Raw genomic sequence first — 12,970 nt, forward strand, 5'->3', positions numbered from 1 at the left:
GGTACCTTAGCTCAGTTGGTAGAGCATCGGACTGAAAATCCGTGTGTCCGCAGTTCAATTCTGCGGGGCGCCATTTTTTTTCTCATTTTCCATTTAAGTTGCTACTAGTTTTTTATTTGGTTTCAAATAATATCGAGGCTATATCCATCAATTATCAAGGAATTGATCGCCCTGTTTGTTCAAATGAAATAACATTTGCTTGGTAGAGGATTTAGATTGAATTTCTGTATCTTACCTGAATAAGCCTCCTGTATTTCGATAACTCTCCAGAAAAAAGTGTTGATCTTTAGAATTCTCGTCGCTTTTTTGTGGTGTCCGTTTCCTCGGCGTGAATTTGAGTTTGTTTTCGATTCCAATACCTAATAGACAATGGAAATATGATCCCATAAGGCAGCCATATCGACCAATTAAATGGGCTGGAAATGAAAAAAAGCATAGCGAGAAATAATATCGAGATAAATCAATGGGCAATGATAGCTTTAATAACGAAGTGCTTTTATCGAGGTCCTTTAGTATTTTTTACAGCAAAATAATCCTCGACGGTAGCTTCACCTAAATTCATCGTCACACCAATAACAGCAAAAATCACTATCAAAAACCGATTATCCATGCACATCGGTTTAACTGGGGCTTAGAGGTTGTTTACTCTTCAGATATTGTATCTGCGAATTTTCTTTTTTTTGTCGAACTCATGGCTCGTGCGAGGAAGATTGTGTCTTCGTTATGTTCGAGGAATATCCTTAAAAGCACCATAAGAGGCACAGATAATAGCATCCCAGCTACGCCCCAAATGTAGCCCCAGAAGACCAGCCCAAGTATGACAGTAAGCGTATTAAGCTTCATGCGATTGCCCATAAGCATTGGATCGAGAATATTCCCAATTATTACTTCGGTTATCACTAGAAGTAAAGAGTAAATTACAATAGCAACACCAGAATCGAGATAAATAAGGCCTAATAAAATTGGAGGAATGGTTGCGATAATAGAACCGATACTTGGAATAAAATTCAAAGCGAAAGCTAGGAAACCCCAAAATAACGCAAATTCGATCTTAAACGCCAGGCATATAAGCCAAAAACACAGACCAGTTAAAGCACTTACAAAAAATTTAAGCCCAATATAAGATGAAATAGAGTGAATGATATTATTAAATTCTTTAGCAAAGCGTTTGCCTCCGCGATCCTTGAAAACAAACTCGATATAGTCCTCGTAATTAGATATTCCCGATAATAGAATAATGAAATAGAGAGCAAACATGAAAAAGGAACCTGTGATTGAGCCGAGGAATTTAGCAAAACCTCCTAAAGCACTGCCTAACCAATCTCCTTTGAATGGTTCTGTTATGAAGTGTTTAACCTGATAAGAGGAAAGAGTGACGCTGAGATGAGCGTTTATCCATTCTACAACAAAATCCAATTTACGGTTGAAATTGAAAACAAGTTCATCGCTGTTGTCCGCTACCTGTCCCACTGTGGAGGAGATAATTGAAACGAACACCGATACTAAAGCGAGTGTTAGTATCGAAATAAGCGTGATAGCTATCCAATTCGGGATTTTTTTGCGGATTAGGAATGTTAAAATTGGCTGAAGGAGCATTACCAAGAACAATGCCAAAATTAAAGGAAGAATCAAACCAGATAATTCCCTGAAAATCCAGAAGACGATAACGAAACCAAGCAGTAAGAAAACCGGTCTGCTCCAGTCTTTTTTTGAATACGGACTCATATCAAACAATTAATACAATTTATTCTCATTTGTCAAGACACAAAAGTTAATAAAGATGTAACTTTTGCTTTTTTAAATTATTGAATTGCACTTGATAAATTTAGGCTATATATTAAACGCTATGCAGAAGAAAGATTCAGTTCCAAAACTCATATTGATATACGGCTTCCTGGTTCTCTGGACTCTGGGAACACTGTATCCTGTGATGAGGGTGATAACAATTTCCCTGAGGCCCGCCGATAAGCTTCTTTCAACTTCACTAGCAACAATTCCAGAAAATGCTTCATTAAAGAACTACGCCACTCTGTTCACAGATACTCCATTTTTAAGATGGTTATTGAATTCTTTTATTGTCACGACGGTAGTCACTGTGACCGGAGTCGTGTTGGCTTCGATGGGCGGTTATGCGATAAGTAAATTTAAATTTGGCGGGAAAAAGGCCGCGATGCAAAGCCTTCTGACTACCCAGATGTTTCCTGCAACCATGCTTCTTCTCCCTATGTATATCATGTTGGCAAAACTGCATCTCGTGAATTCCTATCTGGGTCTTATGATCGCTTATTCGGCAACAGCACTACCGTTCTGTATTTGGCAGATGAAGGGCTATTATGATACTATCCCAAATTCGCTGATCGAGTCGGCTCGTGTGGATGGTTGCAATAACTGGGGGGCATGGTGGAGGGTGATACTTCCATTGGCCGCTCCTGCACTAGTGATCACAGCGCTTTTTTCATTTATGGCTAGCTGGAACGAATATGTTGTTGCTGCAGTGATATTGCAAGAACCGACGATGTTTACTTTGCCGGTCGGTCTGAAGATGTTTCAGGGTAACATGTCCACTCAATGGGGGCTTTATGCTGCAGGAAGTTTTATCGTTAGCGTACCGGTTGTCGTTCTTTTTATTGTCCTAAGCCGATGGCTTGTCGGTGGGCTTACACTCGGTGGTGTGAAGGGATGATTAAAATATTTAAATATCTTGTTAGTAATAAAAAATAATCCATACAACATTTTCCCTTGCAATATGATCTTTCTGATATTATTTTGCCGGAGATTATAACGAATTAATAAAACACGAGGAGTGATTATGTTTTCTAGAAGGGTGTTCTTTTTTGCTATTTTTGCGTTGTTATTCGTTTTCAGCGCAGTAGCAATGCCCCATATTATTCAATATCAGGGCAAGCTAACTGATCTTTCAGGTGTCGGTTACAACGACACCCTGGACATGAGCTTTCGGATATTCAATGCCCCGACAACAGGGGCCGCTCTCTGGACCGAGAATCATCATGCCCCTGGCAACGACGTTCCGATTGTCAAGGGCCTTTTCGATGTTGCGCTCGGTTCCGCCGGAACACCGATAAATCTCGACTTTCACGAGGATTATTGGCTCGAGATAACGGTAGATGGCAATATCCTTCTGCCACGGGTCAAGCTCGACACCAGCCCTTACGCTTTTCGCGCGGCGATAGCGGACAGCGTGGTCGGCGGCGCGGCCGGTGATACTGCTTTTTGGGAGATCGGCTTCAACCTTATAAATCCGAAGAACAACGACGACGTTCAAATTAACGACGACGGCGACAACCTATTAGGCGATATTTATGTCAACATGGACCACGCCGCAAATGGCTCCGATGGCATCTATGTGTATAGAGATGGACTTTATTATGGCCCCGATGTCGCGAATATCCATGCATACAGAACCGGCGCCTCCGATATCGACAACGGCGGAACCAGTTGGAATTATGGTGATGTGGACGCAGCTATAAAGGGCTATACCCTATGGGGCAACAAATATGTGGCCGCCATCGCTGGCTATAACTGGTTCGACTACGACACGAGCGCCGCAGTTTTGGGCGGCGATTACGACGGAAGCTCTTTCGGTGCACTCGGATATTCTTGCGACGGCAATATCTATTCCGGTTATTTCTTCGGCGAAGCGGTGCATATCCATCCGATCAGCGAACCATTATGGCCTGTCGAGGGAGATATTTATACAAACGACGCCGATCACAATCTGTATTACTACGACGGCACGAGCTGGGTCGATCTGACGGCGGTTGGCGGACCAGGAACGAGCCAATGGACGGACCACGCGACCGATCCTTACATCTATGCGAATAATAATGCTGGAGTTCAGGCTTTCGATGCCGGGGAAGACACGGTTCTTATTGTTAACGCTTTCGGAACCTACGCTGGAACAGCCATAAGGGGCCTCGGAGACTATGGACCGGCTGACACATGTCTTGGGTATCTCGGTTTTGGTGGCACTTTAGTAGGCCATCCAGAAGGTTGGAGAGGTGCTGGTGTATATGGTTATTCCGAAGCTTCTGTGGACGCAATCTATGGCTTTGCCGCCGACGGTGGAAACGGTGTTTTAGGTGTAGCTCAAGGTTGGAATGACGAATTATGGCGCTTTGGAGGTGTTCGCGGTTACAATGCCGATAGTCTTACTGACGGGCGACTCGGAACCTGGCATTACGGCGGTGAGTTCACGAAGGGTCTCCTGCTCAATCCCGAAACGACGAACCCGTGGGTTTCGGAAGGCGCGATCTATGCGAACTCAACCGACCATAATCTATATTATTACGACGGCACGAGCTGGGTGGATTTGACGGCGACCGGCGGCGGCGCGGACGCCGACTGGACTATCGGATCGGGTATCATTTACAATACTACCGACGATGTCGCTATCGGGACTGCTACTGCATCAGCATCAGCTAAACTGACCGTTCAAGGCGGCGATATTCAACTCGAATCGGATAATGATTTCATCGACATCAACGATTCTGGAACGAGCCTAACGGGATATAGATTTTACCGTAGTGGATCCTTCCAGGGAGGGCTTTTTCAAGGACCCGAATTAGCCTATTTATCCGGTTCCGCTATAAATTACACACTTGCGGTAGACCTAGCCAACGAGAGGGTCGGAATTGGGACTAACACACCTTCGGTTAAACTCGACGTCAATGGTGACGCGCGGATCACCGGCGATCTCGAAGTTACCGGCGAAATCGACCCGATCGCGGTGACTTATGAACCGCAAGCTGCTGCACCTCCGGTAGCCGAGGGCAAACTATATTATAACGATGCCGCAAACGAACTTCGCGTTTACGACGGCACAACCTGGCAGAGTCTCGGCGGCGGCGGCGGCGGGGGTGGAACGGTCAATTTCGTTCCGATGTGGACGCCCGACGGCAGCACGCTCGGCGACTCCAGAATAGACCAGAGTGCAACGCAAATCCAGATAGGCGGAACCGGATCGATGCAATCCAACCTGCTCGTATATTGCGATGAAACAAGCGATAAGAACGCGATCTTCGGTGGCAATCTCAATAGCGACGTTACCGCTGGAACAGCATGGAACCATGACGATTTCGGCGCGGGAGTCTACGGTTTGAATGAAATTAATGCCGCGTATCGCGCCGGTGTTGTAGGGTTGCCCTATAGTGTTTATGGTGATCATACAGCCGGTGTTGTCGGCGCGAATTCCGACGGTTCGGTCTATGGCGGCCTCGGATATAGGATGGGCGGCTTAGATTACGCGGGCTATTTCGTCGGCGACGTCAGCATCGACGGTAATGTCGGTATCGGGACGACAACCCCATCTCACAGCCTTACAATAAGCAATACTGTCGACGATAATACGCTGCGCCTCATCGGCCCCGACGCTTTAGGTTACGGCGCGAGGCTGAATTTCGGCGACGGCGATTATGCGTATATCGAGGAAGTAACCGACGATGATCTCTTAATTCATGCTAGCGATACACTTATATTAAGAGGTAACGACGCTTTAAGGCTTTATATTGATTATAGCGATGGCAACACTGGCCAGGTTCTAACCAGCGATGGCACGTATGCCTCATGGCAAAACGCTCCCGGCGGCTTGTCCGGCACCGGTTTGTTAAACAAACTTGCGATATGGAGCGGAACATCAGCACTTACTTACGATAATTACCTGTCATACGACGCTGCCAATGACCGCCTGCAATTCGGTTCGGGTGAATGGTTCGAGGATGACGGCGTTTTCACTATAGCGACGAACTCGGACTTCGTACCGAATATCGACAATACGCGCGACCTTGGCTCCGCGACAAAAGAATGGGCCGATCTCTATATCGATGGAACCGCATATCTCGATGCTATCGAGCTTGGCGGAGTCACGCGGACGACATGGCCGGTCGAGGGCCTTTGGACAGACAATGGCACTTATATTTCCGCCAACAACGCAACCAACGTCAGAATTTACGACAATATTGGCACCGGTTTAATCTATATAAGCGGAACCGAAAGTTCTGCTATCACAAACTGGAGCAACGACGGGTCATCGATCAAACATTGTTACAATGCCGGTACCTCTCTATACGGTGTCAACGTATCTGCCAGTAGCGCCAATACGGATTACGGTATCTATGCTTCCGGGGATGAATATGCCGGCTACTTCGCCGGAAAAGTAGAGATAAACAATAGCACACAGCAATACAGCCTCGAGGTTAATAACACTAAGGCATCCTCTTTCAACCGTGCTATACACGGCGAAAGCGATGCCAACTACGATTTCCAATACGGCGTATATGGAAGAGCGAACACGCCGGGAAGCGCATCGAACTACTATGCGTATGGAGTCTATGGTTACGCCGATGTCAATGACGGCGCTGCAAGCACCGACGATGCCTGGGGCGTCAGGGGTTCGGCCTACGCCGACGATGTCGCTTACGGCGTCTATGGTTACGCTTTCAGCGGCGCCACTACCTATTACGGCGTTTATTATTCCGGCGGTCTCGGTGGAACCGGAACAAAGAGCGCTATCGTCCGCACCGAGGACGGACCGAAGACGGTCTATTGCCAGGAGTCACCGGGCAACTGGTTCGAGGACTTCGGCTCGGGCGTAATCAGCGGTGGCCACGTGCATATAGAAATCGCCGCCGATTATCTCCAGACCGTAACGGTCAACGAAGAGCATCCGATGAAAATATTCATCCAAATGGAGAACACCAGTATCGATTATAAGCTCATCAAAAACCAGACCGGCTTCGATATCGAGGTTATCGGCTCGGCAACCGGTGATGTGGCATTCGATTATCGTGTCGCTGCGAAACGCCGCGGTTACGAAGACCTTCGCCTCAAGCCCGCGCCTCATTCTTATTCGGACAATTTCCTCTATCCCGATTTAGCGGATGTCCCGCAGGAATGGCGCGTCGATTGGATCAAGAATGTCCCGGACGACAAATGGGAATCGGAATGGTTCAATCTTCTCACGCCGGAACAACTGGCGACGTTCGACTGGTATTTCGAGCAGAAAGACGAGAAAAAGCCGGCCGAACCAGTTCAGGAACCGGTCAGCAAGAACAACATTGCTAAATGAAATAATCCGGCAATAGACTTTATTGCTTGAAAATGAACGGGCGGCGCATCTGCGCCGCCCGTTTTTACAGGAGTAAGACATTGCCTACTGTTTTAAGAATCAGCGGATATCGTTTCTTCTTTTACTCGAATGAGAACGCTGAACCAGCGCACATCCACGTCGAATCGGCGGGGAAATGTGCGAAGTTCTGGTTAAACGAAGTTGCATTGGCGGAAAACCATGGATATAACTAAAAAAATAAACAGGATCAGGCATTTGGTAGAAGATAATTTGGATTTGCTAATGGGAGAGTGGCGTGAATTCTTCAACGGTTATTAAGTTTGCAGAGACCGCGTGTGCGGTGCATGTTGAATTTTTAAAATATGAATTGAGAGTTTCTCTAAGCGACGGAAGGAAAATTTCCGTTCCATTGGAGTATTTCCCTCGTCTTCGGGACGCTTCGTCAGCGGAGCGAAACGATTGGCGCCTTATTGGCGGCGGTGTGGGCATTCATTGGGAGAGGCTTGATGAAGATATATCCATCGAAGGTTTGCTTAAAGCTTAATTCGGATTATCACAAATTCCCACAAAGGGCGGCGCAAGCCGCTTTTTTATATCTGTGGATTCTCATTGTTATTTACTTATTTGTTTTGCCGTCCATGGTAACCCATGCAATTCCTTAAAAGCAATACATTAGATCTAATAACTGGCAACCAAAGGGGCGCAAATAAGATCGATAACCCAAAATTAAGCTTTGGAGTAGAAAAAAAATGTTGACATATTCTTAATATCAATATCATTCATAAAATGTAATATAAGGAGTGTATATGAAACTTAATGTGATCTTTTTCTTTTTAGTGTCGATTGTTATCGCTCAGACTTCAGTCAATTTTAATCCCGAAAATTATATTGTTGGTTCGAGTTATGCAAATCGATCACTTAGCGATATTACTTTCGACTCGGGACCTCCAGGTTTAGGATCATGGAATTTCACAAGCTATACCGATGGTAGGGTCGATACCTTTACTATAGTAGAATACTCGACCTCGATACCACATATAACCGAGTGCTTCGTAACACCGAATTGTATTCCTTATACTCATGTTGTGAGTGACACCTCGATCACCGATGGATGGATTTTCTACCGCGTCGATGCACCAACTATAACGCCTCTGGGGCTTTACGGAACATTGGATGCTGGCACCGATGTCGCTCTTTCAGCAATAGACGCCTCTCATGAACCAGTTTTCACTTTTCCTATCGACTATCTTGATAATTGGGTGGAAGCCTCGGTGGGAGAAGGAAATATAACATACGGTTTATTTAATATTAGCTATGAGTATGTGGATACAACGTGGCATAGGGTCGATGCCTTCGGCCCGGTTATTCTACCGATAGGCACATTTCAAGCTCTTAGGATAAAGCGTTTTCACTGGAAGCATGCATGGTCTGACCATATCATATTTGGTTTCGATAAAGTGGAACGTAATTACAGCTATACATGGATTACAACAGAGCTAGGTCTCACCGCTACTTTTAACGGCCCCGTTGATTCCACTGGAGGAATACCAGATTCGCTATTCACAATAGGCAATTTGTCATTTCAAGTAAATAACTCTGTCCTGGGTATCGAGGAAAACCGTGCCCTTCCTCTAGAAATTGAGATTGTCGCATATCCGAATCCGTTTAATTCGGCGGTGAACATTTTTGTCGACGGTTCCGTAGGGGAGGGTCTTGCGCCCTCCCGCGTGGAGATATTCGACCTCGCTGGGCGACGGGTGGCGCAATTGCCCTCACCCTCGGTCTCTCTCCCAGGGGGAGAGGGAGGGAATTCCTTCTCCCTTTGGGAGAAGGTGGCCGAAGGCCGGATGAGGGCCGAGTTTATCTGGCAACCGGACGCCGCAATCGGTTCGGGTATCTATCTCGTCCGTGCGACCATACCGCAACAGACGACTTCAGCCGTTTGCACGAAACGGGTGATATATTTGAAATAGCTGTCGCCCAATAGAGTGGATTAACCTAAGCGCTGGCGCGGGATAAGGAATACTGGCGCGAAATTTGAAATCGCAAATTTGGTGACAGTTTGGGGTGGTTGTTGGGATTTTTGCACATGAAAATCCCGCTGTTAATGCTTAATTGTTATTTTAGCAAAAATCGTGACAGCGCTGCAGCGAGAGAAATTTATAATAAGCTACATTGCAACGCTTGTTTAAATCAACGATCTCCAGATTTCACCACTTAATACTTGAAGTGTTCAACGAGATTCAATATTCTCATCCATGTTGTTTTTCGATTTGGAGTTAAAATGAAGAAAATGTTTTTTTATCTTATATTATTTGCAACTGCATCTATAGCTCGCGAGGTTGTTTTTTCATACTCGCCGAATGTCACCGCCGAAAGCGTTAATATAGCTGGCTCGTTTAATAATTGGAGCAAAGATGAAACTCCTATGTCCGACCCGGAAAGCGACGGCAAATGGAGCGTGACGCTCGATCTCCCGGATGGCGAATATCAATATAAATTTGTCGTTAACGGTGCCACATGGATTCAAGACCCGAATAACCCAAAGGGTGCGCCCGATGGGTTTGCCGGGAGTAACTCGGTGATTGTGGTTGGGGATTGGGAAAAGTTCACTGAGGTGGCCTCGCGAGGCGATGGGAAAATACTCGATGCCGCGATATGGCACGAAAATACAATCCCTTATCTTTGTGACGATGGTAAAGGTTATTTATGGGTGCGTGTCCGGGTGAAGAAAGATGATGTTCAGGCGGTTCATATTCTAACGCGTAACCCAATCGGAGAAATCGACTCTAAGCCAATGCGCTATCTCTGTAGCGAGTTCCCATTCGAGTGGTTCGAGCTGGACATACCATTCACCGAGCCGATAAGTTACCACTTTTGGGTGTTGGACAAAGGCGCGGAGTTCATCTTCCCGAAGAACGAGGGCGAGTTCACAACGTCTCCAGGAAAAGCGCCAGTTTTCAGTGTTCCGGATTGGGCGCGCGGAACGCTATTTTATCAAATATTCCCCGAACGCTTTGCTAACGGCAATCCATCGAATGACCCGCAAGGAACCGTTCCTTGGGGGAATAAGCCTGAAATTGATAATTTTATGGGAGGCGACCTCGCCGGTGTGATAGACCATCTTCCTTATCTCGATTCGCTCGGTGTGGGTGCTATATATTTTAACCCGATTTTCGAGGCCTCTTCAAATCATAAGTATGACACATGGGACTATCTAAAGATCGATGATAACTTTGGCTCGAACGAGCTTTTTAAAACGCTGGATAAAAAAACAGAAGAATTAGATATTATGATTGTCCTCGATGGGGTGTTTAACCATATAGGATTCGGAAGCCCGATATTCAAGGATGTTGTCGAGAAGGGCATAGAAAGCAAATTCGCCGATTGGTTCTTCATCCATGAATATCCGGTGCATGGCCCGGAAAACCCAAATTACGAGGCATGGTGGGGCTTCGGTTCTCTTCCAAAAATGAACACGAACAATCCCGAAGTGCGCGAATACCTGTTCGGGGCGATTCGATACTGGATCGAGAACGGCGTCGATGGCTGGCGTCTCGATGTTGCACCGGATGTGCCCCACGAATTCTGGAAAGCCTTCCGCGACACGATTCGCAAAATAGATAGCGAAGCATATTCTGTTGGCGAGATTTGGGGAGACGGTTCCCAGTGGCTTGGCGGCGATGAGTTTGACGCTGTGATGAATTACCGTTTTCGCGATGCGATGATAGAGTTTTTCGCCAAATCAAATATATTACCCTCAGATTTTCTCGATAGATTGGGTGCTTATATCGCCGATTATGCAAGTCCTGTAAACGAGGTTCAGATGAACCTCCTCGGAAGCCACGACACACCGCGATTTCTTACTATAGCCCATGAGGAATCTTGGCGTTCGAGGCTTGCTCTAATTTGGGCTTTGATTTGGCCGGGCGCTCCATGTATTTACTATGGCGACGAGATCGGTATGATCGGTGAACACGACCCAGGGTGCAGAGAGGCCTTTCCTTGGAATAAAATCGATACATGGAATGACGATATACTCTCGACCGTTAGGTATTTATCCAGTGTTCGGAAGAGGAACGCGTGCCTACGTTTGGGATCATTTCGACCGCTAATTATTGATGACGATGCTAAGATCGTAGCTATTGAACGGAGATTCGGCGATGAACTGGCTGTGGTGGCGGTGAATCTTTCTGAAAATGAATATTTAGCGAGAATAGAATTGTTAAAAGCCAATTCTTGGGCCCCAGAGGATAGAATTCCATTTCCGATTAGAAAAACTACTCGTGTTACCGAGGTTTTTACTGGAAATCGCTATTACGAGATTTCCCCGCTTGAATTCACAATTCCAGCACACGATGCGCGGGTATTTATTGTAAACTAAGAGCGGCATGTTAGGTTTAAGGCCAACTATTTAATTATAGACTGACACCTAGGCTTAATCGCTTGCCTTGAAATGGCAGGCGAAGGGAATGACAGATAAATACCTAGAGCAACGGGGGTGGGCCGCCCTTTTTTTGAAAATGATAAGGTTTAAAAATCGCTTGTTGAACTAGGCTAATGAGTTAATTTATATATTGAAATTAAACTCAATCAAGCGATAAGAATGAAAACGGACGGATACTGAATTTTTTAACAAAGGAAAACCTAATGCGAAATGCTATTGTTCTGCTTATTTTATTGGCTGTTGTATGTTTTTCGCAAGCGGAAACAACACCAAGCAAGGAGGCTAAATTGGCACAAGAACAAGCGCACAAATTCTTTGCAGTCGAGTTGAATAACCAAACCTGGGGGCTTTTAACCAAGGAAAACCGGACGGAAGAGGACAATAACGCGATGATCTTGTCGGCTTACGGATCGCTATATCACTGGAGTATTGTCGGAGAATCTGTGAATCTTCAGCGTGGCGAGTGGCTTGTTTCGCATGTATGGTCGGTGCTTGGGAAGCCCGAGTCCGCTGTTTACCATGCCGAAAGGTGTTGGAAATTCACGAAAGAGAACGACTTACAAGATTTCGATCTTGCCTATGCGCACGAGGCTCTCGCGCGAGCTTATGCCTGTGCTGGCAAAAAGGATGAAGCTTTAAAGGAGTTTAATAAGGCCGAAACTGAGGCAGAAAAAATCGCCGATCCAGAGGATGCGAAGATATTTATCGGCGATCTGAATGCCGGTCCCTGGTATGAGATCAAATAATAATTTCCTATAAGCGCAAACTTGCTAAATAAATTTATAAATAAGTCTCGGGATTGGGCTAGAAGCAGATTGCCGATACTCAGAGGGTTATTGCTTGTTTTCTTTTTTGTAATATGGATTCGTCACCTTGCCAATCCAATGTTCAACAGCATTTTTAAAGGCCTAAATCTCGGCATACATGAATTGGGGCATTATCTGTTTTTGCCCTTCGGACATTTCCTTCACATGGCCGGTGGAACTATAACCCAATTAGCCGCGCCAATAGTATCGGTTTTCCTTTTCTATCGCCAAAGAGATTACTTCGCAATAGCAGTTTGCTTCGGTTGGTTATCTACAAATTTTTACGATATTGGAGTTTATGTTGCAGATGCTCGTGCGCAGGAATTGCCTTTAGTTACACCATTTGGTGGCGAAGCTATGCACGACTGGTTTTATCTCTTGAATAAATTAAATTTATTAAGTTGGGATATTGGATTAGGAAAGCTCAATCGTTTTCTCGGAAGCGTCTCGATGCTTATCTGCCTCATTTATGGAGGATGGCTGGTTTATTGGATGATAAAAACATTCCGGGTTGAGAAAATAAGTAAATGGGATCCGGGGGAATGAAAAAATCTACCAGCCGAGTTTCCTTTCAATAATCGAAAACTCTTCCATTGACTAACCTCGATACCATCCGGGGACAGCACTTCGGTT

General features: G+C 45.7%; 8 protein-coding genes, 1 tRNA gene and 1 pseudogene. 9 read left to right on the forward strand and 1 reads right to left on the reverse strand.

The window, feature by feature from the left end; genetic code table 11:
• A tRNA-Phe gene (locus tag KAH81_00585) sits at positions 1 to 73 on the forward strand.
• Positions 74 to 642: 569 nt separating this feature from the next.
• Here the strand turns inward: KAH81_00585 and KAH81_00590 are convergent.
• Positions 643 to 1,725 (reverse strand): AI-2E family transporter, encoded by a 1,083-nt coding sequence (locus KAH81_00590; GenBank protein MCK5832147.1) that lies wholly within the window; start codon positions 1,723 to 1,725, stop codon positions 643 to 645.
• A gap of 121 nt (positions 1,726 to 1,846) precedes the next feature.
• Here KAH81_00590 and KAH81_00595 point away from each other — a divergent pair, with 121 nt between their 5' ends.
• From KAH81_00595 to KAH81_00630, 8 genes and pseudogenes are all read left to right on the forward strand, one after another.
• Positions 1,847 to 2,683 carry a sugar ABC transporter permease gene (locus tag KAH81_00595; protein MCK5832148.1) on the forward strand — a complete coding sequence of 279 codons (837 nt, stop codon included), beginning with the start codon at positions 1,847 to 1,849 and terminating at the stop codon, positions 2,681 to 2,683.
• Positions 2,684 to 2,809: 126 nt separating this feature from the next.
• Positions 2,810 to 7,084, forward strand: a complete 4,275-nt coding sequence (locus KAH81_00600; GenBank protein ID MCK5832149.1) for a hypothetical protein — start codon at positions 2,810 to 2,812, stop codon at positions 7,082 to 7,084.
• 80 nt (positions 7,085 to 7,164) lie between these two features.
• Positions 7,165 to 7,402 (forward strand): annotated as a pseudogene (locus KAH81_00605) (DUF4160 domain-containing protein).
• Positions 7,398 to 7,628 (forward strand): DUF2442 domain-containing protein, encoded by a 231-nt coding sequence (locus KAH81_00610; protein ID MCK5832150.1) that lies wholly within the window; start codon positions 7,398 to 7,400, stop codon positions 7,626 to 7,628. Before KAH81_00605 ends, KAH81_00610 begins: the two are co-directional and overlap by 5 nt.
• 262 nt (positions 7,629 to 7,890) lie before the next feature.
• The gene (locus tag KAH81_00615; GenBank protein MCK5832151.1) at positions 7,891 to 9,057 is read left to right on the forward strand and encodes a T9SS type A sorting domain-containing protein; all 1,167 of its coding nucleotides are present in this window, start codon (positions 7,891 to 7,893) and stop codon (positions 9,055 to 9,057) included.
• Between the two features lie 311 nt (positions 9,058 to 9,368).
• Positions 9,369 to 11,468: an alpha amylase N-terminal ig-like domain-containing protein gene (locus tag KAH81_00620; GenBank protein MCK5832152.1), complete on the forward strand. Its 2,100-nt coding sequence runs from the start codon at positions 9,369 to 9,371 to the stop codon at positions 11,466 to 11,468.
• A 266-nt stretch (positions 11,469 to 11,734) separates the two neighbouring features.
• On the forward strand, positions 11,735 to 12,277 hold the full coding sequence (locus KAH81_00625) for a hypothetical protein (protein ID MCK5832153.1): 543 nt from the start codon (positions 11,735 to 11,737) through the stop codon (positions 12,275 to 12,277).
• Positions 12,278 to 12,415: 138 nt separating this feature from the next.
• The gene (locus KAH81_00630; protein ID MCK5832154.1) at positions 12,416 to 12,883 is read left to right on the forward strand and encodes a hypothetical protein; all 468 of its coding nucleotides are present in this window, start codon (positions 12,416 to 12,418) and stop codon (positions 12,881 to 12,883) included.
• The last annotated feature ends 87 nt before the right edge of the window (positions 12,884 to 12,970 follow it).

This window comes from bacterium (genome assembly GCA_023145965.1).
Taxonomy (GTDB): domain Bacteria; phylum UBP14; class UBA6098; order UBA6098; family UBA6098; genus UBA6098.

Bases quoted from the DNA above. Each gene is read 5' to 3' on its own strand.
- KAH81_00595 (MCK5832148.1), top strand. From the start codon at position 1,847: ATGCAGAAGAAAGATTCAGTTCCAAAACTCATATTGATATACGGCTTC.
- KAH81_00590 (MCK5832147.1), bottom strand. From the start codon at position 1,725: ATGAGTCCGTATTCAAAAAAAGACTGGAGCAGACCGGTTTTCTTACTG.
- KAH81_00600 (MCK5832149.1), top strand. From the start codon at position 2,810: ATGTTTTCTAGAAGGGTGTTCTTTTTTGCTATTTTTGCGTTGTTATTC.
- KAH81_00620 (MCK5832152.1), top strand. From the start codon at position 9,369: ATGAAGAAAATGTTTTTTTATCTTATATTATTTGCAACTGCATCTATA.
- KAH81_00615 (MCK5832151.1), top strand. From the start codon at position 7,891: ATGAAACTTAATGTGATCTTTTTCTTTTTAGTGTCGATTGTTATCGCT.
- KAH81_00630 (MCK5832154.1), top strand. From the start codon at position 12,416: ATGTTCAACAGCATTTTTAAAGGCCTAAATCTCGGCATACATGAATTG.
- KAH81_00625 (MCK5832153.1), top strand. From the start codon at position 11,735: ATGCGAAATGCTATTGTTCTGCTTATTTTATTGGCTGTTGTATGTTTT.